Below are 25,666 nucleotides of genomic sequence, written 5' to 3'. Positions count from 1 at the left end.
ATTTTATATAATTAAAGGGAGCTATATATCCATATTGAATTAAAAACATTCAATAGAACACATAGCTCCTTATTTTTATTTACATTATTTAATTATAAGATAAATCTTCATATATTTATTTTTTATACTTCGAACAGTGAGAAGAGCAACTCGTGCAGTTACAATTACCTTTTGAAGATTTTTTTATATTTTTAAATACGATATATCCAGCAGCCATAATTAATAAAGCTGTAATAAAAATTTCCAAATAAATTCACCTTCTTTTAAATAAATAACGAACCTATATTAAATACTAAAAATGCAACTATCCAAGCCAAAACTAATTGATAAGTTACAGAAAAAAGAGTTAATTTAGTACCAAATTCTTTTTTCATAGTACCAACAACGGTAATACAAGGTGTATAAAGTAAAACAAAAACTAAGAATGATAATGCTGATAAGCTTGTAAAGTGAAGAGGTAACATTACTTGAAGGTCACCTGCAAATATTACACTCATTGAAGAAACAACAGTTTCTTTAGCAATAAGTCCAGTTAATAAAGATACTGATGATTGCCAATTACCAAAACCTAGAGGTTTAAATATTGGAGCAATAAATCCACCTACAGAAGCAAGTATACTATCATTAACATCTGTCATTCCAGAAAAATTAAAGTTTGATAAGAACCATAATATTATGCTCATTGCAAAAATTAGTGTACCAGCTTTCATTAAAAAGCTTTTAGTTTTTTCGTATAACTGATTTAAAAGATTTTTTAATGATGGTAGTTTATATTCTGGTAATTCTATAAGTAAAGGTTCTTCTTCATTTTTGAATATTGTATGTTTAAAAATGATACCAAGTATAAATGCTAATAATATTCCTAAGAAATAAAGTGAAGCTACAACTAATCCAATACTATTTGGGAAAAATACAGCTGCAAATATACTATAAACAGGTAATCTAGCATTACAGCTCATTAAAGGAATTAATAAAGCTGTTAATTTTCTATCTTTTTCGCTTTCTAAAGTTCTTGCTGTCATAATTGCAGGAACAGAACATCCAAAACCAACAATCATAGGAATAAATGCTTTACCTGATAAGCCCATTTTTCTCATAATTTTATCCATTATAAAAGCAACTCTTGCCATGTATCCGCTATCTTCTAAAATTGTTATACAAGTGAAAAGTGATAATATTATAGGTAATAATACTAAAATTCCACCAACACCACCAATGATACCATCAATAATTAATGATTGGAACCAAGGTGAGCTTCCTTGAAGTAGGTTTTCTATTATTGGAAGAAGAGAGTCATTTAATAATGAATCTAATAAGTCCGAAAGAGGTTGTCCTATCCAAGAAAATGTAATTTGGAAAGTTAAAGCCATAATTATAAAGAAAATAGGATAAGCAAGCCATGAATTTAGCATTATATTATCTAATTTTTCTTTTACAGTTTTTATAGTTTTATTATTCCTTTTAGTACATTCACTTAATAAATTTTCTATGTAAGTATAAGCTTCTTTTTCGTTTGAAAAATTATAATCAGTATTATCTATTTTATTTAAGTTAGCATCTTTTAAAGCTTTTTTAACATCATCTATACCTTGTTCCTTAGATGCTTGTATTGGAACTACAGTTACGTTTAAAAGTTTTTCTAACTTTTTATAATCAATATTTATACCTTTTTTTTCAGCTACATCAATCATATTAACAGCTAAAATAATAGGTTTTTTAAATTGTTTAAGTTGCATTGTTAAGTATAAATTTCTATCAATATTTGAAGCATCAATAATATTTAATATTAAATCTACTTGTCCATTTTCTAAAAATTCTTTTGATATTTTTTCCTCATTAGAAAAAGTATCCATGGCATATATACCAGGCAAGTCCACTATTTTAAAATCATCGAAAAAACCTTCTTTTTTATCTACAGTTACTCCAGCCCAATTACCAACTCTTTGATTAGAACCAGTTAAGCTATTAAAAAGTGTAGTTTTTCCAACATTGGGATTACCAAGCAAAGCTACATTTTTCATTTTGTCATCCCCTTATTTTTATAATTAAGCTGTTAAAATAATATTTTTAGCATCTTTTTTACGAATAGCTAAATCAAAGCCTCTTAAATTTACAACTAAAGGATCTCCTAAAGGAGCAACTCTTTTTAATTCTATCTCAGTTCCTTGAATAAGTCCTAAAGCATAAAGTCTTTTAGTAAGTTTATCATTTCCATTTATCTCATGTATCTTAGCTTTTTCGCCAAGTCTTAAATCACAAATACACATCTAGATCACCTCGAATTTGAAAATCATTATCAAATATTTCTTATATTTATATATTATCAACAAAAAACAGTTTGGTCAATATAATCAATTTATTTAAAATTAATTTGTCACATATTTTGAAAAGTAGGTAAGATAATTAGTATTCACTATATTAATAACATGATATAATTAAAAAATATACAAATAATAAAAATACAGGAGATAAATAATGTAAGAAAGAGTGGTAGTGTGATTATTCGAGAAAATATTGTTGATGTAGAAGAATATAATATTGAAAAAATATTAGAAGGTAAGGAGGTTAAGTGTAAACCAGAGGAAATCATATTTTTTGATTTAGAGCATTATGTATATAAAAAGCCTAAGTGCATTGGTGTATTTGGAGCTTGTATATATGATAATAAAGATAAAAAAATTCATGTAACTCAATATATGATAGAAAATAAGGGAGAATTAGTTGAAATACTTATTCTTGCAAAAAAATATTTTATAAAGATGAAGAGATTAGGAAAAAAGGTTATAGTAACTTTTTCTGGGAATAATGATTTTACTGTAATAAAGTATTTATTTAATAAATATTTTATTTATTTTGATTTTGACAAAGAGTTTAAGTCTTTAGATATACAAAAAGAATATGAAAGAAATATGAATACTTCTATTGGACTTAAAAATTTAGAAAAGTTCTTTTCAATATATAGAGAAGGGGATGTTATTAGTGGTTCTAATTTAGCAAAAACTTTTCATAAGGTATTAAAAGATAAGGAATATATTGAAAGAATGCCAAAAGAAAAAATAGAAACAATTTTATTATATAATGAGCAAGATGTAGTAAACTTATATAAAATTTTTGTTACATGGAAGGATTATATAAAAAGTAAAGATGATGTTATAAAGGTTAATGAAGATAAAGAAGATATCATAAAGATTGAAGATAATAAAGAATTTGTAGAAGATATTAAAGAAGATTTAAATAATAATACTGAACTTTTAAAAGAACAAGAAAATGAAGTGAAGTCAGAAATAAATGAAGATAAAAATACTGATGATTGTATTATAGATTAAAGTTATATTAATTTAAGAAATTTTTTCTTAAATGATAGATGCTCCTAAGTTATTTAGGAGCATCTATCATTTATAGAAGAATTTTTTGAAAAATAATTTTTTAATTTATTTAGGATTATGGGTTGTTAGCTATTATCAGATAGCTTAGCTATTATCTAGTATATTGAATTTTATTTAATATTAGTTATTGAAATATTTTTTCCATCAGAAATTACAATAATATTACCACTAATATCAGTTCTAAGTGTTTTAATATTAGATTCATCAAGAAGAGATAAAACTTTTTGACTTGGATGTCCATAGGAATTATTTTTTCCTACAGATATTATTGCAACAGATGGGTCAACTGAATTAAGAAAATCTAAAGAGGTAGAAGTTGAAGAACCATGATGACCAACTTTTAAAACATCTGCCTTTAAGTCATTATTTTCAAAAAGGACTAAATTTTCATCAGAGGTTTCTGCATCTCCTGTAAATAAAAAAGAATTATTTAAAAAGTTGATTTTTATAATTGGAGAATAATTATTTAAGTTATCACTAGTAAAATCTTTTTTAGGTGATAAAACTTTAAGATTAGCATTTTTCCCAAGATTGATTTGATTTGTGCCTTTTTTTAAAACATTAATTTTTAGATTTTTATCTACTAAAGCACTAAGTAGAGAATCAAAAGTATCTGACGAGGTTGTTACTTTAGGAGAATAAAACTTTTCAACGTTATATCTTTTTATAATAGTATCCATATTTCCAATATGGTCATCATGGGGGTGGGTTGCAATTATGTAGTCAAACTTTTTTATATTTATTTTTTTAAGATAATTTAATAAATATTTCCTATTAGTGGAGGGACCTGAATCTATAAGCAAATTTTTATTGTTAACTTGAATTAATATGCAATCTCCTTGGCCAACATCTATATAGTGAATAATCATTTTATTTTTAAAGTTAGCATTATTATTTAGATTAAAAAATAAAATAAAAATAATAACTATAAAAATAGAAGACAGTATTTTAAAAAATTTATTATTAAATTTAAAGTTATTCATGGTTAAATGCTCCTAAATTGAAAATTATATTTTGAATTATTGACAAAAATTAAATTAGTAAAACTTAAGTTTATAAATATTTAATGAATTACAAAAGTGATAAAATGTTAAAATATGGTATAATGTTATAAGGTATCATAGTAAGACGAGAGCAAATAAAAATATTAGGAGGAGTCTGATGAAAAAGGAGTTTTCAATAAGTAATGATAAAGTATTGATGAATTTTTCAACTAGGTATTGTAATAATTTTGAGAGCTTATTAGAAAGTGAGGGGTTTAGAAGAGTTTTAAGTGTTTATTTAAAAAAATCTGAAAAGAAGAGAACTTTATCATATAGGTATTTAGTTAAATCTTTAAATACTACTGATATATCTACATTAAGGGAAGATATTACTAAGGTTTTCAAGTGGTTAACTATAATAGATGTAAAAGAAATTATTGAATTAAATCCTAAATACCAAAGTCTTTTAAGTAACAAGGAAGAATTTATTAATGTAATAGAAGACTTTTATTTATTTTGGAGAAGATTAGAGAGATATACTGTTATACAAAATGATAAGGTTAGTCAAGGATTAGCAGCTATGAATTTTACAGAGGCTAATTCATCTTTTGAAAAGCTAATTTTAAAGTTTTATAGAAAAATTGAACAAAATGTATTAGGAGGAAGTCCTAAGGTATTTAGACAAGTGACAGCAGGTGGAAATTGTAGCATAATGATAAATAAATTATTGTGGCCAATTCCAAATGGATATGAAGCATTAGAAGATATTAATTTTATAGATTGTATTTTGCTAGAACCACCATTTATAACATATCCTAAAAAGAATACAAGAAACGGAATGTTTTCAGAGGTTTATAATAATCCTTTAAAATATGCACATATAAATAAAGATCATTGGTTCTGTTATCCTGCAAAAGTTGGAGAATTAATAGCATATATTTTTTTTCATAGGGATTTTATGAATCATGGAATAACTTTATGCAATTTATTTGAAATGGCTAAAAGAAGTGAATGTAGGGGAAGGCGTCCTGATATTATTTACGTATTTGGAATAAATGATGGAGAGGAATTAAAAACAGTTTTTTATGATGATGAAGAAAATAATATAATGCTTGGGTATATAAATTATTCTGAGGAAATAGATTATTTTGGATATATGAAAAAGATGATTTTAACATTGCATAATTTAATAATGATAAAAAGAGGTTATTTACCTATACATGGTGCAATGGTAAATATTCAAATGAAGAATGGAAAAGAAGCTAATGTTGTTATAATGGGAGATAGTGGAGCCGGAAAGTCAGAAAGCTTAGAAGCCTTTAGAACGTTAAGTGAAGAATATATAAGTAATATGAATATTATTTTTGATGATATGGGCACATTTAAAGAAATTAATGGTGAAATATATGGATATGGTACAGAAATAGGTGCTTTTGTTAGATTAGATGATTTAGCACAAGGTTATGCCTTTAGGGAAATAGATAGAAGTATATTTATGAATCCAGATAAAATAAATGCAAGACTGGTAATGCCAGTAGCACCATATAGTCAAATAATAAGGGGTTATAAAATAGATTTATTTTTATATGCAAATAATTTTACAGAAATAAACGAAAATGATAAAGCTGTTGAATATTTTAATAATCCTGAAGATGCAATAAAGCTTTTTAAATCAGGACCAAGAATGGCTAAGGGAACTACAACTGAAGAGGGACTTGTAAATAGTTATTTTGCAAATCCATTTGGACCAGCTCAAAAGCAAGCAGAAACTAATATATTAATAGATAAATATTTTAAATTAATGTTTGATACAAATATAAAAGTTGGTCAAATAAAAACTTGTCTTGGAATTAGTGGAAAAGAACAAGATGGACCAAAAGATGCTGCAAAGGAATTATTAAAAATTATAAGAGATTTATAGAAATAATGCGTAAAACCTCGTGGTCTTGTACCCGAGGCTGTAAGCATTTTAAAGATATAGGTTCGATACCTATATCTTTAATTTATACAAGTTTTTGATTTTGTATATATATTTGAATTATTTCAGAGCTTACGGCTCCAGCAGTTCCAACATAATAGCCTTTGCTCCATAGACCACTTCCCCAAAACTTACTTTTCTTTAAACTTGGAAATGCTTTAAATAACTCATTAGCACTAACGCTTTTCAAAATTTTAATTATTTCGGTAGGTGCGATTATAGGTGAAGTAGATATAAACAAGTAAACGTGGTCGGGCATTATTTCTTGTTCTAATATCTCAAAACAATAATTGAAAGCTATATTTTTAAACATTTTCGATATTTCATATTCTAGTTGATCTTTGAAAATATTGTGTCTATATTTAGGACAAAGCACTATATGATAATTAATATTGTAAACACTATGATTGGTCTTTCTTACCTTCTCTTTCAAGAATATATTTCATCCCCTCCTCAATTAAATCATTAGCGTTAACACCTTTTTGTAATGCCAAAATTCTTATCTCTTTGTATAAATCTTCATCTATCGTTGTATTAATATTTTTTCTAGCCATTAAATTCACCTCATATTATAATATATACATATATAACAATGCGAGGAGGTGAAAAACATGAAATTAAGTTTTAAATTCAAACCTAATTTTAATTTAAAACAATTAGATATAATAGAGGAATTAAGTTACCATACAACTAAACTTTATAATATAATCAGCTACGACTTGAGAGAGAATGGTTTTAAAAATTATTATGAAATTGAAAAGTTATACAAGAATAATTGGCATTGTGATTTTCTGCATAGTCATACTAGACAACAAATGTTTAAAGTATTAGAACAGAATTGGAAAAGTTATTTTGCAAGTATTAAAGATTTTGGAGTTAATCCAAACAAATATAAAGGACTTCCTAAGCCTCCCAAATTTAAAAATGCTGAAAGAAATAAAAATGAAATTATATTTACTAACTTAGCTATAAGATTTCAAAATAATATTTTAAAGCTATCATTATCAAAATCTATTCAAAAACTATTTGAGGTAGAAAGTCTTAATTTTGAAGTTTCAAATAAACTTCAAAGCCTTATAAATTGGAATAGAATACAACAAGCAAGGTTTAATTATGATAAGGTTCAAAAATGCTGGTATTTAATTATTATCTATAATAAAGATGAAATTGAAAATATATCTAATAATATCATGAGCATTGATATTGGTTTAGATAATTTAGCTACTATAACTTTCAAAGATGGTGTTAATCAATATATCTATTGTGGTAGAGCATTAAAATCTGTTAACTCTTATGTCAATAAGAGAATAGCTTATTTACAAAGTATTGAAATGAAGAAATATGGTTCAGATAAATTCAAAAACACAAAAGAAATAAATAGACTTAGAAAATATAGAAGTAATTATATCAATGATTATTTACATAAAACTAGCAAGAGTGTAATTGATAAGGCTATTGAAAATAATGTAGGTAAAATAGTTATAGGAAAGTTAAAAGATATTAAACAAGATATGAATTATAATAAATCCTTTGTTCAGATACCGACACAACGACTAGTTGAGTTAATAACGTATAAAGCTAAATTGCAAGGAATAGAAATAAAACTGCAAGAAGAATCTTATACAAGTGGATGTAGTGCTATAGACTTAGAACCAATAACAAAGAAATATTACAATAAGAGTAGAAGAATAACGAGAGGACTTTTCAAAAGTGGATATGGAATATTAAATGCAGACATTAATGGTAGCTTAAATATATTAAGAAAAGCAGAGAAATGTATTCCCGACTTAGTAAATACTATGAGGGATAAGGGTAATTGGACTCACCCACAACGTATAAGGGTTGCCTATTAGGTGGAAACTTAAATATCAAACTACGTTAAAAGAATCCTCGTACCCTTGTGGTCGAGGTAGTTCAAAAAGATAAACAATAAAGTATAAAATAGTTTTTAGATAGTTTATAAATAAAAATTATATATAATAAAGGAGTGTATACATATTTAAATTTTAATATGATACAACTCCTTTTTATTATTTTTTGAATGTATCTTTTGTAAAAAATGATATGGAATATAGCCCTGCAATGCCAATGACTGAATAAATTATTCTACTAAAAGTACTCATATCACCAAAAATTGCAGCTACAAGGTCAAATTGAAAAAATCCTAATAATCCCCAATTTATAGATCCTATTATAACGAGAATAAGCACTATTGTATCAATTATTTTCATAAAAATAACTCCTTTATTTTTAATAACATAGTTATTTTTTCCAAAGGAGAAATTTATATTCGTATCATTAGATTTTATTAAATAGAAATATTTCTATCTATAGGTTGATTTAAAGATATAATAGTATCAGTTCTTTGAATTCCAGATATAACATTTATTTTGTTTAATAATATATCTTGAAGATCACTTATATTTTTGCAAATTACTTTAGCAAGTACAGAATAATCACCAGTAGTTAAATGCAGTTCAACAACTTCTTTGATTTTTGCCATTTCATCAAAAACTACTGAAAATGATGATGTCTTATCAACATAGATACCTACAAAACAGCAAACATCATATCCTAGCTTTGGAAGGTTTAAAAGAATTTTTGTTCCTTTAATCATTCCAAGTTCCTCCATTTTTTTCATACGAACATGGATTGTACCACCACTAACATGGCAAAGTCTTGCAATTTCTAAATATGGAGTTCTACAGTCTTTAATTAATATATCTAAAATTTGAAGATCTAATTCATCAAGTTGATAGGCTTGGTTTAAACCCATAATAACACCCCTTTAATAAACTTATAATATCTTTTATACATTTTATCAAATTTTATATAAAAAATGAAGTATAAAATAAAAACTATAGCAAAAAATAATCAAATAATTAATAAATTATAAATATATGGAAGGTAAATTAGGTTGAAAATATGTAAAATAGACAGTAATATATATAGTAGAAATATGTAGGAAGGGAGAGAGATTAATGGCTATTTTATCAACATTACTTTATTTTGTTGTTTTATTAGTAATTATATTTGGAATAATGTTTTTAGGAAATAAGTTTATATTTTCAAAAGTTAGAATAAACAAGTACATACCACTTGGTATATCTATAGCAACACTTATTTTACAAATGTTTATGCCAGTTATTTTAGGAAAAAATATTTTTTGGGTATCGTTTTTACTAACAATAATAACTTTAACATTCTTTATATGGTTTATGAACATTCAAACAACGGGTGGCCCTAAAAAGAAAGAAAAGAAAATTGAAATTAGACCTAAGGCTAAGCCAAATAGAGTAAAGCATTTAAACAATGCAAAAAATAATAAAAAATAAAATCTTTAATTTTAAGTTTTCCCTTTATAGAAATAATTTTCTATAAAGGGAACTTTAAAATTAGGGGATTTTTCTTTTTAGTAACACAAATTTTTTCACTTAAAGTTTTTGCTATGTAACTTTAAAGTGAAGAATTTTTAACTATATTCATTATTTAAATGAATAATAAATATTGGAGAACTTACTGCTATTTTATTTTCATCTTGAAGCACTCTAATAACGTACCAAGTTTCTGATTCTAGACTTTGATGTTCATATATATACTTAATGCTATTTAAATTAATATCTTCAATTTTTTTTACTATAACACCACCATTTGATATTATTTGGATTTCTTTTATTTTATATCTAATGTCTTCAGTAAAAATTGAAAATTTTATTTTAGGAGAATAAATAGATAGTGTATCACCCATAAATGTTTCATCAATTGTAAAATGTAATTTTAAAAATCTTGATTCAGTTGAATAAGTTCTATGGCTTCTAAAAGCATCAATTAAAGAGTTTTTAGAAAAATCACTTGCAATATAAGCAGTTAAGTTATCAGATTGGTCAAAATTAATTCTATGATTATCCTGTCCATTAACAGCTCCGAGTTTCCAACCTCTATCTAATAATTGATAATAGTATTTTTCATGTTTAGTATATTTACTTGCAGGATTACCATTGTAAACTTCGATAGAAGTAATAAATTTATTAAATATTTCATTATATTGAATTTTTTCAATTTCTTTATGAGGATGATTAATTATTACAAAGGCTTGATTGTTATTAAGCATCCATAAAGTCAATAATCTTAAATCTCTTATAACACCAGTAAAAAAGTTATTAGGGTTTATTATGTTAAAATCACCAAAGGGAGCTGTTCTACATTCAAAACCAACTATAGGTAAAAAATCATCTTCGTTTCTCTTTATTTTGCTTGCAAAATAATTTGTTGCATCCCATTTTGTTAAAGTTCTATCTTTAGCTATAGTTTTATTAGGAAGAAAATCGTTGTGATCAGTTACAAATAAAAAATCTAATCCGCATTTTATAGCAAATTCATATAAGTCTAAGGGAGTTCCCTTACCAGTTGAATAACTAGAGTGACAATGGGGAATACCATAATAATATCTTAATTTGCTTTGATCAAAGATTACCTTAGTTTTATGCTTACTCTTACTCACAAATTCGCCTCTTAAAATTATTAATTATTAATATATAGTATTAAAGATATTAAAATAATGACAATAATTATAAAGGGTGATAAAATAAAGTGAACTTTAGTTAGAAATAGAACTGTAGGAGAGCTTAAAATATGATTATGGATTTTGAAGGAATTAATCCTAAAATAAATAAAAATACATACATTTCAGAAAGTGTTGATATAATAGGAAACGTTGAAATTGATGAAAATGCAAATATATGGTTTGGTACTAGACTTAGAGGTGATATGAACAAAATAGTCATTGGTGCTAACACTAATATTCAAGAAAACTCTGTAGTACATGTTGATGTTAATTCTCCATGTATAATTGGAAAAGATGTAACTATAGGTCATGGAGCTATAATCCATGGATGTACTATTTCAGATAATGTTTTAGTTGGAATGGGTTCAATAATATTAAATAATGCCCAAATAGGTAAAAATACAATTATAGGAGCAGGAAGTTTAGTAACTCAAGGAAAAAGTTTCAAAGATGGAGTACTAATTTTAGGAAATCCTGCTAAGATAGTTAGAGAATTAACTGATGATGAAATAAAAGGTATTAAAAGTTCAGCAGATAATTACGTAAACTTAAGTAAAAGATATAAAAAATAGGAGGATATATGTTAAGAATAGGAGAATATAATATTTTAACAGTAGATAGAGAAAAGGATTTTGGATTTTATCTAGTTGATAAACAAAGTAAAGAGGATGTTTTACTTCCTAAATCTTTAGCAGAGGGTATGGGAGTAGAAGTTGGAAAAGAAATTGAAGTATTTATATATAGAGATTCAAAAGATAGACCAATAGCTACTTTTAAAAAGCCTTTAGCTGTAGTTGGAGATGTTGCATATTTAAAGGTTGTGCAACAAGGAGAATTTGGTGCATTTGTTGATTTTGGATTAGATAGAGATATATTTGTACCATTAAAAGAACAAAGATATAAATTACATACAGGGAAAAAATATTTATTTTACATATACGTAGATAAAACTGGCAGACTTGCAGCTACAACAGAAGTTGAAGCATATATAGATGTTGCTGAAGAAGGAAGATTTAAAGTTGGAGATGAAGTTACTGCAATGGTATTTTCAAAAACTCCTTCAGGAACTTTAAATGTTGCAATTGATGCTAAATATAGGGGATTAGTATTACCTAATGAGTATTATAATGAAGTTCATCCAGGATATGAAATGCAATTAAGAGTTAAGAGAATCTATGAAGATGGGGTAATAGGATTAACTCCAAGAAAAACCAGATTAAATGAAAGAGATGAGCTTCAAGAAAAAATTGTAACTTATATGAGAAAAAACGGTGGATTTATGGAATTTAATGATAAATCTAATCCAGAAGATATAAAAGCTACTTTTGGAACAAGTAAAAATTACTTTAAGATGGCTTTAGGTGGTCTTATGAAAGCAGGAAAACTTGTTCAAGATAAAGAGGGAAGTAGACTTATATAATTATTATAGAATAATATTTTAAAATAATAATAGGAGTTGTATAATATTAAAATTGTTAATTTAATATTATAACAACTCCTTTTATTTTATAAAATTGTAGAGATACAGATGTCTTTAAATCAAAAATGTTGTTATTAGCTTTTTTTGATAAATTTTATATAAGTTTTTTATATAATTTATTATTTTTATAGAAAATATTATTTAAAGTAAAATTTAATTTCTATATTATAATAAACAATTTATACAATAAGTTCCATAACCTTAGGTATATCCATTTTCATAATAGAATATTTACTTTTTAATTTTCCATTTATATCTGGTGAAAGATTAGAATGAATATATAAAGAATCTAATCTAGCATTTGAAGCTCCTTCTATGTCACATATATAGTCATTTCCAATCATAATAGTATTTTTCATATCTAAATTATGTTTATTAATTAATATATTATAAAATTTCTTATCTGGCTTACATACTTTATAGTCAGCAGAAAATAAAATATCATCAAAATATTCTTCAATTCCAAGCAATTTCATTTCATAAAGTGTAAATACTCTTTGTGCATTTGATAAAAGATATATTTTTTTACCTTTTTTCTTTAATAATTTTAGTAAGTCAATTACGTTATCATATAATTTTATATATTTTATAGATGATGTTCTAAAAAAGTGAGCCGTATCTATTATTAGTTCCTTAGAAGGGATTACATTTTTATTTTTATAAAGCTTAGAAAAGACCTCTTCTAATGGAAAATCTGGATACTTTGTATCAGTTATATTATTTAAATTAGCATTAACTAAAGCTTTATAAGAGGTTTTTAATTCTTCAGCAGTATAAATTGCACCTTTAAATGAGTAAAATAATGATAGCTTGTACCAAAATTCGTTGCTGTTTTCATCAGTATTAATATCAATTAGTGTTCCATATAAATCAAAGATATAATTAGTATACATAAATTCTCCTAAACAAATATAAATTTTACTTATTATACCATTATACTAATATACTAAATAAAAATAAATTATATTTTTTCACAAAAAATTATAAATTAAAAAGAGATGCGAATTATAAAATCACACATCTCTAGTATTGAGAGAAAAATGAACAACTAAATTAAATAGTAGCTTTAAGTATATATTCATTATAGGGAATATCTAACTCATTAGCAGTTATTACTTTAATATTGTAAGACTTATTTATTTTATCTAAAATAGATTGAGATTCTTTAGAAATATTACTAGTAGTTATAATTATTCCATTATTTATATTATCTGAGATCATAGTACCTAATAATTTTTCTATATGAAAAGGTGCTATAGACTTATCATCAGTAAACTTTTTACATTCTACATAATATTTTTCAGAATCTTTTTCACAAATAATATCTTTTCCAGTACTTGAGGCAATAGGAAACATAATTATATTATTAAATCCTAATTTATATAAATATTCACTACACCAAATTTCAAATTCATTTTCAGTTAATTTATCAACTATGTTATATAAAGGAGTATCTTTTTGAAAACTTTTATAGGTTTTATAATATATTATAATTTTATTAATTAATTTACCTATTAAGGGAGAAAACAGAATTATTATAAAATAACTATATATTGTATTTAACTTCATTAATTAACCCTTCTTTCATAATATAAGATTTATGATTTCGTATTGTTTTTGTAAGCTCATATCCATTAATAAGTTTAATTTCTTTTTCTTGATTTTTATTATTAAAATCATTAATGAATTTTAAGGCATCCTTTGAAAAACTACTATTAGTTATAATCATTCCTTTGTTGCAATCGTTAATAACCATTCTAGCAAGAAAGCTTTGAACATCTGCAAGATTTATTAATTCCCATGTTTCATTATCACTAGATTTATTTTCTATTAAATCATTTTGAATGCAACTAATAAAAACATTTTCTTTATTTAATGTAGTTTTAAAATTAGTAAGGTTATTATATTCGTTAGCAACTTCTACAGTATCTTTAAATCCTAATATATTAAAATATAAATTAATAATTTTAATAAAGGTTTTATAATTATTTTTTTGAATATCTTTTATAGAAATTATTCCAAATTCAATTTGTTTTTCAACCATTTTTTGCTCTAATGAAAGAGTGGCTTTTTCTATATATGAAATTAAAAATTTTAATAGAAAAAATAGCAATATGATTAGTGGTAAGTATTTCATAAAATTCATAAAAATCACCTCGTTTTAATTGTTAACCAATTTTTAACCTCATATACACTATATAATCAATAAATTTTATTGAAAAAATAAATAAAATTGTAATAAAAGAGAATTTGATGTTTTAAATTAAGCAAAAAAATATTATAATTATTAAATGTATATAAGTAATTATAAATCAAATGCTAAGGTGGAGGTTAAAGTGGGGATGATCAAAAGATGTTCAATTATTATTTATGATGACTTTGGAAATGTATTAATTGCAGAAAGAGGAAAAAGAAATGAAAGAAAATGGGGCATATTTGGAAAGGAAATGAAGGGGAAAGAGACAGAAGAAAAATGCATCTTTAAAGCAGTTGATAAAGATATAAAATGTACTGTATTTGATTTAAAACCTTTTAAGGAATATAATTTAGAAGGCGAAGACGTTTTAAAAGTTTTTACAGGTAGTGTAAAGGAATGTATTACTTGTCATAAGAGCATAAATGGTTTAAAATGGATTGGAAAAAGAAATATTAATGACTATATCTTTAATGATGAAGATAAGATGATATTAGAAGATTATTTTGAAACTAATGATGATTTAAAGGGGATATGTAATGCTTTATAGGGTAATTATTAAAAAAGAAACGTCGAAGTATTTTATTGGGAAGTCTTATGATAATAAAAAATATAAAATTGAAAAGAATGAATATGTTAAAAAACTTAAAGTAGGTAGTGATTCATACTTTTATGCTAAAAAAGAAGAAAGATTATTAGGAACAGTTTTAATTCCGATTTCTGATGAAGAGGCTGGAGTTTTAGATATTTATAATTCAAATAAAAAAATTATTAATAAATAGTAAAAAAAGAAACAAGGAATAAATAAATCCTTGTTCTTTTTTATATAGATATAAAAGTGAATATTATATTTAGGTAACTTTATTACAGAATTTTTAGAAGAAAAAAGGGTAAACTAAATATAAGCATAATATAAGCATAAAATTATTGACTAATAATGATTATCGCTGTACAATAAAACAAATAATATTAATAGCCCCCTAAGGGGGAGTAGGAGGAATTATAATGGTTCAACATTTAAAAGAAAATGAATTTAATTCAGAAGTTGTTAATTTTGATGGTGTTAGTATAGTAGATTTCTGGGCTGATTGGTGTGGTCCTTGTAAAATGATAGGTCCTATATATGAGGAAGTTGCAGGAGAATTAACAAATGCTAAATTTACAAAGGTTAATGTAGACGAATGTCCTAATTTAGCAGGAAAATATAGAGTTGCAAGTATTCCAACAATAATGGTATTTAAAAATGGAGAACCTATTGATACATTAGTTGGATTTATGCCAAAGCCAACATTAAAAGCTGCTGTTGAAAAACACTTATAAGAGGAGAAAGTACTATGGAAAGATATGATTTAGCCATAGTAGGTAGCGGTCCAGCAGGGTTATCAGCTGCTCTTAATGCAAAAATAAGAAATAAAAAATTCATTATTTTTGGAAACAAAGATTTAAGCAATAAAATAATTAAAGCTCCTAAAATAAATAATTATTTAGGTTTTTATGGAATGAACGGAGCAGAAATAAAAGAGAAATTTGCAGAGCATATAGATAATATGGGGATACAAATTACAGAGGAGAGAGTAAATAATATCTATGCCATGGGTGATTACTTTGGCTTAATGGTAAACGATAAAATGTATGAAGCTACAGCTGTAATTTTAGCTACTGGAATGGAATATACTAAGCCTATTAATGGTGAAATTGAATTATTAGGTAAAGGTGTAGGCTATTGTGCAACTTGTGATGCACCTCTTTATAAGGGAAAAATAGTTTCAATTATAGGATATAATAAAGAAGCTGAAGAAGAAGCAAACTATGTAAGTGAGCTTGCAGGAAAAGTTTATTATATACCTATGTATAAAGGTGAATATGACCTTAGAGATAATATAGAAGTTATTGATAAAAAACCATTACAAATAGTAGGAGATACTAAGGTTTCATCATTAAAACTTGAAGGTTTAGAACTAGAAACAGATGGGGTATTTGTTCTTAAGGATAGTATTTCACCAGGGCAATTAGTTCCAGGTCTTGAAATTGTTGATGGACATATTAATGTTGATAGGGAAATGAAATGTAATATTCCAGGATGTTTTGCAGCTGGAGATTGCGTAGGAAAGCCATATCAATATATAAAATCAGCAGGTGAAGGGAATATAGCAGCATTAAGTGCTGTAAGATATATAGATATCATGAAAAACAAATAGTTTTGATAAAAATAAGACATGTTATATAAAATGCATGTCTTATTTTTTTATGTCAAGACTTGATTTAAGTATAAATACAATGTATCATAAATTAGCGCTAAGGATGAATAATAAAGGATAGGTGAAGTATGTTGTTAGTTGTAGGTGGTATGATAGGCTTAGGTAAAAGTTCAGTAGCAAAAATTTTAGGAGAATACTTTGGTTCAGATGTATTTTATGAATCTGTAGATGATAATCCGCTTTTACCGTTATTTTATAGTGAGTCTGAAGAAGAAATACAAAGAAAGAGATATCCTTTCTTATTACAATTATATTTTTTAAATACAAGGTTTAAAAGTATTAAAGAAGCACTAGTTAATGATAATAATGTTTTAGATAGATCAATATATGAAGACTGGTATTTTGCTAAAAAGAACATGGAGCTTGGTAGAATATCTGATTTAGAAATGGACATATATGAAAACTTATTAAATAATATGATGGAAGAATTAAAGTCCCTTCCTAAAAAGTCACCAGATATTATGATATATCTTAAGGGTTCTTTTGAAACTGTAATTAATAGAATTAATCTTAGAGGAAGAGAATTTGAAATTGATGATAGTTTAAAGGAGTATTACCATTTCCTATGGGAAGGATATGATAATTGGGTTAACAATTATTATAACGCATCTGAAGTTTTAATTATAGATATGGATGTTATGGATGTAGTTAATAGCGAAGATGATAAAAATAAATTAATTAAGATGGTAGAAGATAAGTTAAAAGAAGTTAGAGGATAATTATATAATAAAAAGGACTGCTTAACTAATTATTTAGTGAAACAGTCCTTTTATTTTTTAATAATTAAATATTTTAATTTTATTTAAAAGAGTTAAATGAAGCATCTGAAGGCATTCTCCAATCTCCACGTGGGCTAAGAGATATTGAACCAACCTTAGGACCATCAGGTAAAGCACTTCTTTTAAATTGTTGAGTAAAGAATCTATAAATAAATTTATCAAGCCACTTTTCAATTTCTTCTGTAGAATAATCCTCTTTAAAAGCTTCTTTTGCTAAAAGTAAAATTCTTTCTTTAGATGAACCATGTTTTATAAAATGATATAAGAAGAAATCATGAAGTTCATAAGGACCTACAATGTCTTCTGTTTTTTGAACTATATCACCTTCATCACTCTTTGGAAGTAATTCAGGGCTAACAGGAGTATCTAATATATCTAATAAAGTATGAGCTACTTCTTGATTAGATTCTTTTTCAGCAACATATTTAACTAAATATCTAACAAGTGTTTTTGGGATTGAAGGATTAACAGAGTACATGCTCATATGGTCTCCATTATAAGTACACCAGCCAAGTGCTAGTTCAGATAAATCACCTGTACCTATTAATAATCCGCCTTCTTTATTTGCTAAATCCATAAGAATTTGAGTTCTTTCTCTAGCTTGAACATTTTCATAAGTTACATCATGTATATCTTTATCATGTCCTATATCTTTAAAGTGTTGTATAGCAGCATCAACTATATTTATTTCTCTTAAATCTGTTCCTAATTCATTGCATAAGCATAATGCATTATTATAAGTTCTATCAGTTGTACCAAAGCCTGGCATAGTAATTGTTATAATATCTTTATTGTCTAGACCTAAAAGTTCAAAAGTTTTAACTACTACTAAAAGTGCTAATGTAGAATCAAGTCCTCCAGAAATACCTATAACAGCTTTTTTAAGATTAGTATGTTCTAAACGCTTAGCTAAAGCAGAAGCTTGAATATTAAATATTTCTCTACATCTTTCTTCTCTTTCATGTTCATTTGAAGGAACAAAAGGGTGTTTATCAACATATCTATCAAAAGTTTTAATTTCTATATTATTAAATTTAAATAATATATTTTTAGCTTTAAAAGGAACTATATTTGATGAAGCTCTATAACTTAAGTTTTTAAGTCTTTCGGAGTTAAGCTTAAATATATCTATACATGAAGTAATGACTTCATTTTTTCTTTGGAATCTATGATTTTCTTTTAATATAGCTCCATTTTCACTTATTAATAAATGTCCACTAAATAATAAATCAGTTGTAGATTCATGAACTCCAGCAGAAGAGTAAATATAAGAAGTCATGCATCTAGCACTTTGATTAGAAACTAAAGATACTCTATAATCTTTTTTACTTACAAGTTCATTAGAAGCTGAAAGGTTTCCTATTATATTAGCTCCTAAAAGAGAAAGATAAGAGCTTGGAGGTATAGTTACCCATAAATCTTCACAAATTTCTAAGGCGAATTTATAATCACAACTTGTAAAAATTAAATTAGTACCAAAAGGTATATTTTCTTGGAAAGGTAAGTCTATAATTTCATCAATTAAGTTAATACCTTCAGTAAACCATCTCTTTTCATAAAATTCACTATAGTTTGGAATATAGGATTTTGGTACAACGCCTAGAATTTTACCATTAAAAATCATAAAACCGCAGTTGTATAAAACGTTATTATGAATTAATGGAGCACCAACAGCAATTAGCATATCTTTATTTATTGAATACTCACAAATTTCTTTTAATCCATCTAAAGTTTTATTTAAAAGTACAGAAGTTAAAAATAAGTCTCCGCATGTATAAGAAGTAATACAAAGTTCAGGAAAAACAAGAAATTTTACACCTTTATCATATGCTTCATCTATACAAAAACATATATTTTCAACATTATATTTTATATCTGATACCTTTGTCTTTGGACAAGCAGCACCTACTTTAATAAAGTCCATAGATTCATCTCCATTCCGTTACATTATATAAATTTAGTATTGTATTCCAAGGTTAATAAAATACATATAAATCAATAATAAAAGGAAAGCTTTAGAAAATCAATGGATTTAAAAGAAAAGTATGTTAAAACTGTTTAAATGATAAAAAATAACGCTTTTTAAGATGTTTTATAACTTGAAATAAGTTAAGGTATAAAATATAATTTAATTATACTTAAGAAGAGAAGCGTACTAAACTTTACTGTAAAAATTGGAAAATATAGGATATAATAAAAATAACACATATTCTTAGTATATTTTTTATAAGTATTTACTAAGAAATATGTAATAACAGAAAGGGGGAAGATTAATGGTTGAGGTTATTGTTTGGATACTTGTTGCTATTGCAGTAATTGCTATTGATATTGTTACTAGTACTTTTGTCTTTATGTGGTTTTCATTAGGTGCTTTTGTTGCTATAATACTTTCTTTAATTGGAATATCAGTAGCGTGGCAAATTGTTGCGTTTTTAGTGATGGGCGTAGCCACTGTTTCTATTGGATACCCTTGGGCAAAGAAAAAGTTTAAAGCAGATGTAAATCATGTACCAACTATGGAGCAAACTTATATTGGTAAAGAAATGATTGCAAATGAAGATATGGAAGAAAAGTCAAAGATAAAAGTGAGCGGGATTTATTGGACTGCTTATAACAAAGGTAAAATAATTAAAAAAGGTGAAAGATATACCATAACAGGTATAGAAGGAAATAAGTTAATTGTTAAATTAAAGGAGGATTAATATGACAGGTATGATTTTTTTAGTAGCAGTATTAGTTATTTTATTTATAATATTGCTATCTTCAATTAAGGTAGTAAATACGGGATATTTATATGTAGTAGAAAGATTAGGTCAATTTCATAAGATTTTAGAACCAGGTTGGCATTTTGTAATTCCAGGTGTAGATTTTGTAAGAAAAAAGGTATCAACTAAGCAACAAATTTTAGATGTACCACCACAATCAGTTATTACAAAGGATAATGTTAAAATAAGTGTTGATAATGTTATATTTTATAAGATGTTAAATGCTAAAGACGCAGTATATAATATTGAAGATTATAAATCAGGTATAGTTTATTCAGCAACAACTAATATAAGAAATATCTTAGGTAACATGACATTAGATGAAGTATTAGCAGGAAGAGATAGCATAAACCAACAACTATTAGGCATTATTGATGAAGTTACAGATGCTTATGGAATTAAGGTATTATCAGTTGAAATTAAAAACATAATTCCACCAGCTGAAATTCAACAAGCTATGGAAAAGCAAATGAAAGCTGAAAGAGATAAGAGAGCTATGATTCTTCAAGCAGAAGGTTTAAGACAATCTCAAATTGAAAAAGCAGAAGGGGAAAAGCAATCTAAAATCCTTGCAGCAGAGGCAGAAAAAGAAGCTAATATTAGAAGGGCAGAAGGTTTAAAAGAATCTCAATTACTTGAAGCAGAAGGTAAGGCAAAGGCTATTGAGCAAATAGCAATAGCAGAATCAGAAGCTATAAGAAAAGTAAATGAGGCTATTATAGAATCAGGAACAAATGAAACAGTAATTGCATTAAAGCAAATTGAAGCATTAAAAGAAATGGCAAATAATCCAGCTAATAAGCTTATATTACCAAATGAAACTTTATCTTCACTTGGTAGCATAGCAGCTATTGCTGAAATGCTTAAAAAAGATAAATAATAAGAAGGGGATATTGCCTACTTTTTATTGGCGATATCCTTTCTTGAATAAAAAATTAAAAAATAGGAGGAATTTATGGCGGTTAAAGCTTTAGTAGTAGGTGTAAGCATATATTTTGAAGAAGAGATTGATAATTTATATTTTTGCAAAAATGATATTATAGCTATCGAAGAAGCATTATCTTTTGGGCTGAATATAGAAAGTGAAAATATATATACAGTTGGTAAATCTGGTATTGTAACATGCGATGATTTTGTAACTAGTCTATTAAAATTATCCCAGGGTTTGCAAGAAGAAGATACTATAATTTTTTATTTTTCAGGACATGGAATAACAATCGAAGATAAGCATTATCTTGTTTTTAGTGATAAAATATTTTTAACTAATGAAATTATTGACTATTTTGAAAAGATGAAATGCAAGAGTAAGATAATATTATTAGATGCATGTTTATCTGGTAATTTTTCGGTTAGTGGTAGTTCAAAGTTTAATATACAGCAAACAATAACTGAATTTGTCAGTAAGGGTTATGCAGTATTGGCATCAAGCAATGCACAACAATACTCATATGGTCATCCAACAGAAGATATGAGTGTTTTCACTTATTTTTTATGTAATGCATTTTGTGATAAAGGAATAGTGAAGCAAGGGAAAAAATCACTATATGATATCCAAAAACTTGTAAAATTATATTTGGAAATATGGAATCTAAAAAATAATGAAAAAAGACAAGAACCAATCTTTAGAGCTAATATGGGTGGTACAGTATATTTCAAAGTAAAGGAGTATACTCCATATTGTATAAAAAAAATATATGAAGAAACTGATGAATATATTATTTATAGTGTCAATCCAGTTCATAGTATAGTAAAAAGATATTCTGTTAATGTAATATTGAAAGAACCATTTTCTATTGAGGAGATTGGGAGAATATCATTAGAAATTAAAGATAAAATAAAGGGAATAGATGTTTATAATAGCTTAAAAAGTGAAGAGTATTTTAAAGGTGTATATGCAAGTATTATATGGATATTTTTTGGACGTGATGAATATGATATGCTTAGTAATACGTTTATTTGTAAAACTACATGGGTAGATGATAATCAAGATAAAGAATGGTGGTACAAAGTAAATAATAAAAATACCTTTATCATAAATAATATTCATTATGAAATTTTTACATATTATGAGTTTTTAAAGAAATTCGAAAAAGAAAATACGAACGAAAATGAGATTAGTATAATAAAAATAAAGGAAATATTAGGGGGGTTAGTTACTGATGCTGAAGAATTTATCAGTATATATAATGAGTATAGAAATGGAGAGTATAATGAGGAGGAATTAGTTTATAAAACAAAAAGTTTAAGAAAAAGAATAGATGAATATTATTTATTATCAACAAGTTTGAATTTTCCACCTAAGGAAATTTATGAATGGGATAAAGTTTGTAAAGAATTATTTGGAACAATACATAATTTCACATTATTCTATAATAAGCATGGAATGGAGCAAAGAGATGAAAAGAATAGAAAATTATGTATAGATTATTCAATAAAAAGATATTATGAAGATTTAGAAAAGGTTAAAAGAGTAGAAAATAAGTTATTTTATAACCCAAATTATTAAAATGAATAGAGAATGATAATTTATAGAAAACTACCTATACATTTATATTTAGGTAGTTTTCGTATTTAAAATTAATTATATAGAAAACATGGATGTTTGATTAATATTATAAAGGAAAATTAATACAGTAATAAAAACATATAAAAATTTGAAACTTTTTATAGCTTAATTCATATATAATTTATATATAGTAAAAATATAGATAAATATATTTTTAAATTATTACAGTTTATAAAAAATTAGAATAATGTGGATTAATTCTTATATAAAAATTAATTGACATTTAGTAAAGGAAGGTATAAGATAATACATATCGATAAAAATAGATATGAGGTGATTAATTGGTGATTAGTTTTGAAAGTAGTACAAGGGTATTTAAGGCATTTTGTGATGAAAAAAGGTTGCAAATACTTAAATTATTACAAAGTGGTGAAAAGTGTGCATGTAGTTTATTAGATGAACTATATATTGGACAATCCACATTATCGCATCATATGAGAATATTATGTGATTCAGGTATAGTTGTTGCAAGAAAAGAAGGTAAATGGTCTTATTATTCAATTAATGAGCAAGGAGTAAAAAGAGCTAAAATGTTATTAGAAGAGTTTACAATAGTAGATTCGACTAACGTGGGTAAGCATGATAACTAAGCCATCTTATTTAGATGGTATTTTTTTAAAAGAATATATCTATAAATTTAGATATGTGAATATATTTAAAAGGAGGTAAAAACAAATACACATCTATATATCCAAATGAATAAATATAAATATCTAGGAGGATTTGATATGAAGATTATAGAAGGAATTTGGTTATTTATTCAAGATCAATTATTAGGTATGCACTGGCTTAATAGTTTTATAGGAAAAGTTTTGAAGTTGATGGGAGTAGATATAACACAAAAACTTGGTAGTAGTATTCAGTTTTTTGTTTATGATGTTGTAAAGATTTTTATATTACTTTCAGCATTGATATTTATAATATCATATATTCAAAGTTTCTTCCCACCAGAAAGAACAAAGAAAATATTAGGAAGGTTCGATGGAATAGTTGCTAATACTATCTCAGCTTTACTTGGAACAGTAACTCCGTTTTGTTCTTGTTCATCTATTCCATTATTTATTGGATTTACGAGTGCTGGATTACCTTTAGGAGTAACTTTTTCATTCTTGATTTCATCACCGTTAGTTGATATAGGATCATTAGTTTTATTGATGAGTATATTCGGTGCTAAAGTTGCTATTGCATATGTAGTTGTAGGGCTTATTTTGGCTGTGTTAGGTGGAACGTTAATAGAGAAGATGAACATGGAACAGTATGTTGAAGAGTTTATCAAATCAGCAGGTACAGTAGATATTGAAGCTCCAGATTTATCATTTAAAGATAGATTAAGTTATGCAAAGGAGCAAGTTTGGGAAACTGTCAAAAAGGTTGCACCTTATATTTTTGTAGGTGTGGCTATTGGAGCTATTATACACAATGTAATACCAGAAGATTGGATTCAAAATGTTCTTGGAGGAAATAATCCATTTTCAGTAATTTTAGCTACATTAGTTGGTGTTCCTATGTATGCAGATATATTTGGTACAATCCCTGTAGCTGAAAGTTTATTTGCTAAAGGGGCAGGTCTTGGAACTATATTATCATTTATGATGGCTGTAACAGCTCTTTCATTACCTTCAATGATAATGCTTAGAAAAGCTGTAAAACCAAAATTATTAGCATTATTCATAGGAATTGTAACCGTAGGAATTATTATCATAGGTTACTTATTTAATTTTTATTCATTTATTTTTGCGTAAAATTTAATTTATATATTAATATTTTGAAAGGGGATTTAAATTATGACATTATTTAAATTTGGAAAAGCTAAGAGTGAAAAATCTAAGGTATGTAGTTGTGGTGGTAATTGCAGCGAAGAAAGTATGAGGAAAGCTAAAGAAAAACAATCTCAAGGGGCGAGAGTTAAGATATTAGGCTCTGGATGTGCCAAATGTAATGAACTTGAAAAAAATGTTGTTGAAGCATTAAAACAATTAGGTTATAGTACAGAGGTTGATCATATAACGGACTTCTCTATTATAGCTAGTTATGGTGTTATGACTACACCAGCAATTGTTGTAGATGGAAAAGTTGTTAGTTATGGAAAGATTCTAACAATTGATGAAGCTATAAAGTTATTAAAAAAAGTTATGCAGTAAGGCTTATATTAAACTTTTGTAAGATGAAGGGAAAATTTTAAGATGAAAAAGAAAGTAGCATTTATTTGTGTTCATAACTCATGTAGGTCACAAATGGCAGAGGCATTAGGGAAGATATATGGTGGAGATATATTTGAGAGTTATTCAGCAGGAACAGAAACTAAACCTAAAATTAATCAAGATGCAGTAAAGGTAATAAAGAGAATATATAATGTTGACATGAATGAAACTCAAAAGTCAAAGCTTTTATCAGATATACCTAATGTAGATATAGTTATAAAAATGGGATGTAATGTTATATGCCCCTATTTACCGGCTAATCATATTGAAGATTGGGGGCTTGAAGATCCAACAGGGAAATCGGAGGAAGAGTTTATTAAAACTGCTAAGATAATAGAGGAAAGGATTAAAGATTTAGCAGAAAGAATTAAAAATAATAATATTTAATGTGGTTTGAGTAAAATAGAATAAATTTATAATATATTAGTCAAGTGTGTTCTGTTATAAATAAAGTATCGTATTAAATATGAACTATCCTTTTTAAAATAGGTAATAGATAGTTCAAATATACG

At 25.9% G+C, this 25,666-nt stretch carries 31 protein-coding genes; 18 read left to right on the top strand and 13 right to left on the bottom strand.

All coding sequences use genetic code 11. From position 1 onward, the window contains the following. Positions 1 to 115: 115 nt before the first annotated feature. From QZ321_RS05030 to QZ321_RS05020, 3 genes are read right to left on the bottom strand one after another with little or no spacing between them, the layout of a single operon-like run. Positions 116 to 247 (bottom strand): FeoB-associated Cys-rich membrane protein, encoded by a 132-nt coding sequence (locus QZ321_RS05030; protein ID WP_291745984.1) that lies wholly within the window; start codon positions 245 to 247, stop codon positions 116 to 118. Positions 248 to 263: 16 nt separating this feature from the next. Next, a complete protein-coding gene (gene feoB / locus QZ321_RS05025; protein WP_291745964.1) occupies positions 264 to 2,021 on the bottom strand; it encodes a ferrous iron transport protein B in 1,758 nt (585 codons plus the stop codon). Between the two features lie 24 nt (positions 2,022 to 2,045). Then, positions 2,046 to 2,267 carry a ferrous iron transport protein A gene (locus tag QZ321_RS05020; protein ID WP_291743623.1) on the bottom strand — a complete coding sequence of 74 codons (222 nt, stop codon included), beginning with the start codon at positions 2,265 to 2,267 and terminating at the stop codon, positions 2,046 to 2,048. A 228-nt stretch (positions 2,268 to 2,495) separates the two neighbouring features. Here QZ321_RS05020 and QZ321_RS05015 point away from each other — a divergent pair, with 228 nt between their 5' ends. Then, positions 2,496 to 3,326 (top strand): ribonuclease H-like domain-containing protein, encoded by an 831-nt coding sequence (locus tag QZ321_RS05015; RefSeq protein WP_291745962.1) that lies wholly within the window; start codon positions 2,496 to 2,498, stop codon positions 3,324 to 3,326. A gap of 170 nt (positions 3,327 to 3,496) precedes the next feature. Here the strand turns inward: QZ321_RS05015 and QZ321_RS05010 are convergent, their stop codons facing one another. After that, on the bottom strand, positions 3,497 to 4,369 hold the full coding sequence (locus QZ321_RS05010; protein ID WP_291745960.1) for a ComEC/Rec2 family competence protein: 873 nt from the start codon (positions 4,367 to 4,369) through the stop codon (positions 3,497 to 3,499). Positions 4,370 to 4,547: 178 nt separating this feature from the next. Between QZ321_RS05010 and QZ321_RS05005 the strand changes: the two genes are divergently transcribed. Then, complete coding sequence (locus tag QZ321_RS05005; protein WP_291745959.1) at positions 4,548 to 6,290, top strand: phosphoenolpyruvate carboxykinase; 1,743 nt, start codon at positions 4,548 to 4,550, stop codon at positions 6,288 to 6,290. An 82-nt stretch (positions 6,291 to 6,372) separates the two neighbouring features. Here QZ321_RS05005 and tnpA read toward each other — a convergent pair whose 3' ends face one another. Beyond that, positions 6,373 to 6,780, bottom strand: a complete 408-nt coding sequence (gene tnpA / locus QZ321_RS05000; RefSeq protein ID WP_294196337.1) for an IS200/IS605 family transposase — start codon at positions 6,778 to 6,780, stop codon at positions 6,373 to 6,375. Next, on the bottom strand, positions 6,749 to 6,901 hold the full coding sequence (locus QZ321_RS04995) for a hypothetical protein (RefSeq protein WP_294196334.1): 153 nt from the start codon (positions 6,899 to 6,901) through the stop codon (positions 6,749 to 6,751). The genes tnpA and QZ321_RS04995 overlap by 32 nt, the downstream gene beginning before the upstream one ends. A 57-nt stretch (positions 6,902 to 6,958) precedes the next feature. Between QZ321_RS04995 and QZ321_RS04990 the strand changes: the two genes are divergently transcribed. After that, positions 6,959 to 8,200 carry a transposase gene (locus tag QZ321_RS04990; RefSeq protein WP_294196324.1) on the top strand — a complete coding sequence of 414 codons (1,242 nt, stop codon included), beginning with the start codon at positions 6,959 to 6,961 and terminating at the stop codon, positions 8,198 to 8,200. Positions 8,201 to 8,377: 177 nt separating this feature from the next. On the opposite strand, the gene QZ321_RS04985 is transcribed toward QZ321_RS04990, so the two are convergent. Together QZ321_RS04985 and QZ321_RS04980 are read right to left on the bottom strand one after the other, a co-directional pair. Next, positions 8,378 to 8,578 carry a DUF378 domain-containing protein gene (locus QZ321_RS04985; protein WP_291745842.1) on the bottom strand — a complete coding sequence of 67 codons (201 nt, stop codon included), beginning with the start codon at positions 8,576 to 8,578 and terminating at the stop codon, positions 8,378 to 8,380. Between the two features lie 77 nt (positions 8,579 to 8,655). After that, positions 8,656 to 9,123, bottom strand: coding sequence for an Lrp/AsnC ligand binding domain-containing protein (locus QZ321_RS04980; RefSeq protein WP_291744076.1), 468 nt, complete (start codon positions 9,121 to 9,123; stop codon positions 8,656 to 8,658). 205 nt (positions 9,124 to 9,328) lie between these two features. On the opposite strand from QZ321_RS04980, the gene QZ321_RS04975 reads away from it, so the two are divergent. Continuing rightward, positions 9,329 to 9,682 (top strand): hypothetical protein, encoded by a 354-nt coding sequence (locus QZ321_RS04975; protein ID WP_291745845.1) that lies wholly within the window; start codon positions 9,329 to 9,331, stop codon positions 9,680 to 9,682. A gap of 137 nt (positions 9,683 to 9,819) precedes the next feature. On the opposite strand, the gene QZ321_RS04970 is transcribed toward QZ321_RS04975, so the two are convergent. Continuing rightward, positions 9,820 to 10,848 carry a CehA/McbA family metallohydrolase gene (locus tag QZ321_RS04970; RefSeq protein WP_291744071.1) on the bottom strand — a complete coding sequence of 343 codons (1,029 nt, stop codon included), beginning with the start codon at positions 10,846 to 10,848 and terminating at the stop codon, positions 9,820 to 9,822. Between the two features lie 131 nt (positions 10,849 to 10,979). On the opposite strand from QZ321_RS04970, the gene QZ321_RS04965 reads away from it, so the two are divergent. Then, positions 10,980 to 11,483, top strand: coding sequence for a gamma carbonic anhydrase family protein (locus QZ321_RS04965; protein WP_291745848.1), 504 nt, complete (start codon positions 10,980 to 10,982; stop codon positions 11,481 to 11,483). Between the two features lie 8 nt (positions 11,484 to 11,491). Then, positions 11,492 to 12,331 (top strand): S1-like domain-containing RNA-binding protein, encoded by an 840-nt coding sequence (locus tag QZ321_RS04960; protein WP_291744066.1) that lies wholly within the window; start codon positions 11,492 to 11,494, stop codon positions 12,329 to 12,331. Positions 12,332 to 12,570: 239 nt separating this feature from the next. On the opposite strand, the gene QZ321_RS04955 is transcribed toward QZ321_RS04960, so the two are convergent. From QZ321_RS04955 to QZ321_RS04945, 3 genes are all read right to left on the bottom strand, one after another. Beyond that, positions 12,571 to 13,284 carry an HAD family hydrolase gene (locus QZ321_RS04955; RefSeq protein WP_291740053.1) on the bottom strand — a complete coding sequence of 238 codons (714 nt, stop codon included), beginning with the start codon at positions 13,282 to 13,284 and terminating at the stop codon, positions 12,571 to 12,573. A 160-nt stretch (positions 13,285 to 13,444) separates the two neighbouring features. Beyond that, positions 13,445 to 13,960 (bottom strand): restriction endonuclease, encoded by a 516-nt coding sequence (locus QZ321_RS04950; RefSeq protein WP_291745850.1) that lies wholly within the window; start codon positions 13,958 to 13,960, stop codon positions 13,445 to 13,447. Beyond that, on the bottom strand, positions 13,938 to 14,537 hold the full coding sequence (locus QZ321_RS04945; protein ID WP_291745853.1) for a restriction endonuclease: 600 nt from the start codon (positions 14,535 to 14,537) through the stop codon (positions 13,938 to 13,940). The genes QZ321_RS04950 and QZ321_RS04945 overlap by 23 nt, the downstream gene beginning before the upstream one ends. Before the next feature lie 190 nt (positions 14,538 to 14,727). On the opposite strand from QZ321_RS04945, the gene QZ321_RS04940 reads away from it, so the two are divergent. The 5 genes from QZ321_RS04940 to QZ321_RS04920 all read left to right on the top strand — a co-directional run bounded on the left by QZ321_RS04940 (position 14,728) and on the right by QZ321_RS04920 (position 17,562). Then, on the top strand, positions 14,728 to 15,135 hold the full coding sequence (locus QZ321_RS04940) for a DNA mismatch repair protein MutT (protein WP_291740047.1): 408 nt from the start codon (positions 14,728 to 14,730) through the stop codon (positions 15,133 to 15,135). Next, the gene (locus QZ321_RS04935) at positions 15,125 to 15,367 is read left to right on the top strand and encodes a hypothetical protein (RefSeq protein ID WP_291740044.1); all 243 of its coding nucleotides are present in this window, start codon (positions 15,125 to 15,127) and stop codon (positions 15,365 to 15,367) included. Before QZ321_RS04940 ends, QZ321_RS04935 begins: the two co-directional genes overlap by 11 nt. Positions 15,368 to 15,590: 223 nt before the next feature. Continuing rightward, positions 15,591 to 15,905 carry a thioredoxin gene (gene trxA, locus QZ321_RS04930; RefSeq protein ID WP_291740042.1) on the top strand — a complete coding sequence of 105 codons (315 nt, stop codon included), beginning with the start codon at positions 15,591 to 15,593 and terminating at the stop codon, positions 15,903 to 15,905. A 14-nt stretch (positions 15,906 to 15,919) separates the two neighbouring features. Continuing rightward, positions 15,920 to 16,783, top strand: coding sequence for an NAD(P)/FAD-dependent oxidoreductase (locus QZ321_RS04925; RefSeq protein ID WP_291745858.1), 864 nt, complete (start codon positions 15,920 to 15,922; stop codon positions 16,781 to 16,783). Between the two features lie 128 nt (positions 16,784 to 16,911). Next, positions 16,912 to 17,562: a deoxynucleoside kinase gene (locus tag QZ321_RS04920; protein ID WP_291745860.1), complete on the top strand. Its 651-nt coding sequence runs from the start codon at positions 16,912 to 16,914 to the stop codon at positions 17,560 to 17,562. A gap of 79 nt (positions 17,563 to 17,641) precedes the next feature. Here QZ321_RS04920 and QZ321_RS04915 read toward each other — a convergent pair whose 3' ends face one another. Beyond that, a complete protein-coding gene (locus QZ321_RS04915) occupies positions 17,642 to 19,546 on the bottom strand; it encodes an NAD(+) synthase (RefSeq protein ID WP_291745863.1) in 1,905 nt (634 codons plus the stop codon). Between the two features lie 349 nt (positions 19,547 to 19,895). Between QZ321_RS04915 and QZ321_RS04910 the strand changes: the two genes are divergently transcribed. The 7 genes from QZ321_RS04910 to QZ321_RS04880 all read left to right on the top strand — a co-directional run bounded on the left by QZ321_RS04910 (position 19,896) and on the right by QZ321_RS04880 (position 25,541). After that, positions 19,896 to 20,324, top strand: a complete 429-nt coding sequence (locus tag QZ321_RS04910) for an NfeD family protein (protein WP_291740033.1) — start codon at positions 19,896 to 19,898, stop codon at positions 20,322 to 20,324. A 1-nt stretch (position 20,325) separates the two neighbouring features. After that, positions 20,326 to 21,267: an SPFH domain-containing protein gene (locus QZ321_RS04905; protein ID WP_291745866.1), complete on the top strand. Its 942-nt coding sequence runs from the start codon at positions 20,326 to 20,328 to the stop codon at positions 21,265 to 21,267. 75 nt (positions 21,268 to 21,342) lie between these two features. Then, positions 21,343 to 22,893, top strand: a complete 1,551-nt coding sequence (locus tag QZ321_RS04900; protein ID WP_291745869.1) for a caspase family protein — start codon at positions 21,343 to 21,345, stop codon at positions 22,891 to 22,893. Positions 22,894 to 23,234: 341 nt separating this feature from the next. Further along, positions 23,235 to 23,543: a metalloregulator ArsR/SmtB family transcription factor gene (locus QZ321_RS04895; protein ID WP_291745873.1), complete on the top strand. Its 309-nt coding sequence runs from the start codon at positions 23,235 to 23,237 to the stop codon at positions 23,541 to 23,543. Positions 23,544 to 23,681: 138 nt separating this feature from the next. Then, positions 23,682 to 24,695 carry a permease gene (locus QZ321_RS04890; RefSeq protein ID WP_291745876.1) on the top strand — a complete coding sequence of 338 codons (1,014 nt, stop codon included), beginning with the start codon at positions 23,682 to 23,684 and terminating at the stop codon, positions 24,693 to 24,695. A gap of 42 nt (positions 24,696 to 24,737) precedes the next feature. Beyond that, the gene (locus QZ321_RS04885) at positions 24,738 to 25,094 is read left to right on the top strand and encodes a thioredoxin family protein (protein ID WP_291745879.1); all 357 of its coding nucleotides are present in this window, start codon (positions 24,738 to 24,740) and stop codon (positions 25,092 to 25,094) included. 42 nt (positions 25,095 to 25,136) lie between these two features. Further along, a complete protein-coding gene (locus QZ321_RS04880; RefSeq protein WP_291745881.1) occupies positions 25,137 to 25,541 on the top strand; it encodes an arsenate reductase ArsC in 405 nt (134 codons plus the stop codon). The last annotated feature ends 125 nt before the right edge of the window (positions 25,542 to 25,666 follow it).

This window comes from uncultured Clostridium sp. (assembly GCF_910588715.1).
Classification (GTDB): domain Bacteria; phylum Bacillota; class Clostridia; order Clostridiales; family Clostridiaceae; genus Clostridium.
This window is presented reverse-complemented; position numbering and strand designations above follow the sequence as displayed.

Bases quoted from the DNA above. Each gene is read 5' to 3' on its own strand.
- QZ321_RS04985 (WP_291745842.1), bottom strand. From the start codon at position 8,578: ATGAAAATAATTGATACAATAGTGCTTATTCTCGTTATAATAGGATCT.
- feoB (WP_291745964.1), bottom strand. From the start codon at position 2,021: ATGAAAAATGTAGCTTTGCTTGGTAATCCCAATGTTGGAAAAACTACA.
- QZ321_RS04915 (WP_291745863.1), bottom strand. From the start codon at position 19,546: ATGGACTTTATTAAAGTAGGTGCTGCTTGTCCAAAGACAAAGGTATCA.
- QZ321_RS04890 (WP_291745876.1), top strand. From the start codon at position 23,682: ATGAAGATTATAGAAGGAATTTGGTTATTTATTCAAGATCAATTATTA.
- QZ321_RS04990 (WP_294196324.1), top strand. From the start codon at position 6,959: ATGAAATTAAGTTTTAAATTCAAACCTAATTTTAATTTAAAACAATTA.
- QZ321_RS04910 (WP_291740033.1), top strand. From the start codon at position 19,896: ATGGTTGAGGTTATTGTTTGGATACTTGTTGCTATTGCAGTAATTGCT.
- QZ321_RS04905 (WP_291745866.1), top strand. From the start codon at position 20,326: ATGACAGGTATGATTTTTTTAGTAGCAGTATTAGTTATTTTATTTATA.
- QZ321_RS05010 (WP_291745960.1), bottom strand. From the start codon at position 4,369: ATGAATAACTTTAAATTTAATAATAAATTTTTTAAAATACTGTCTTCT.
- QZ321_RS04960 (WP_291744066.1), top strand. From the start codon at position 11,492: ATGTTAAGAATAGGAGAATATAATATTTTAACAGTAGATAGAGAAAAG.
- QZ321_RS04980 (WP_291744076.1), bottom strand. From the start codon at position 9,123: ATGGGTTTAAACCAAGCCTATCAACTTGATGAATTAGATCTTCAAATT.
- QZ321_RS04900 (WP_291745869.1), top strand. From the start codon at position 21,343: ATGGCGGTTAAAGCTTTAGTAGTAGGTGTAAGCATATATTTTGAAGAA.
- QZ321_RS04925 (WP_291745858.1), top strand. From the start codon at position 15,920: ATGGAAAGATATGATTTAGCCATAGTAGGTAGCGGTCCAGCAGGGTTA.
- QZ321_RS04950 (WP_291745850.1), bottom strand. From the start codon at position 13,960: ATGAAGTTAAATACAATATATAGTTATTTTATAATAATTCTGTTTTCT.
- QZ321_RS04920 (WP_291745860.1), top strand. From the start codon at position 16,912: ATGTTGTTAGTTGTAGGTGGTATGATAGGCTTAGGTAAAAGTTCAGTA.
- QZ321_RS05005 (WP_291745959.1), top strand. From the start codon at position 4,548: ATGAAAAAGGAGTTTTCAATAAGTAATGATAAAGTATTGATGAATTTT.
- QZ321_RS04935 (WP_291740044.1), top strand. From the start codon at position 15,125: ATGCTTTATAGGGTAATTATTAAAAAAGAAACGTCGAAGTATTTTATT.
- QZ321_RS04880 (WP_291745881.1), top strand. From the start codon at position 25,137: ATGAAAAAGAAAGTAGCATTTATTTGTGTTCATAACTCATGTAGGTCA.
- QZ321_RS04945 (WP_291745853.1), bottom strand. From the start codon at position 14,537: ATGAATTTTATGAAATACTTACCACTAATCATATTGCTATTTTTTCTA.
- QZ321_RS04975 (WP_291745845.1), top strand. From the start codon at position 9,329: ATGGCTATTTTATCAACATTACTTTATTTTGTTGTTTTATTAGTAATT.
- QZ321_RS04955 (WP_291740053.1), bottom strand. From the start codon at position 13,284: ATGTATACTAATTATATCTTTGATTTATATGGAACACTAATTGATATT.
- QZ321_RS04965 (WP_291745848.1), top strand. From the start codon at position 10,980: ATGATTATGGATTTTGAAGGAATTAATCCTAAAATAAATAAAAATACA.
- trxA (WP_291740042.1), top strand. From the start codon at position 15,591: ATGGTTCAACATTTAAAAGAAAATGAATTTAATTCAGAAGTTGTTAAT.
- QZ321_RS04885 (WP_291745879.1), top strand. From the start codon at position 24,738: ATGACATTATTTAAATTTGGAAAAGCTAAGAGTGAAAAATCTAAGGTA.
- QZ321_RS04995 (WP_294196334.1), bottom strand. From the start codon at position 6,901: ATGGCTAGAAAAAATATTAATACAACGATAGATGAAGATTTATACAAA.
- QZ321_RS05020 (WP_291743623.1), bottom strand. From the start codon at position 2,267: ATGTGTATTTGTGATTTAAGACTTGGCGAAAAAGCTAAGATACATGAG.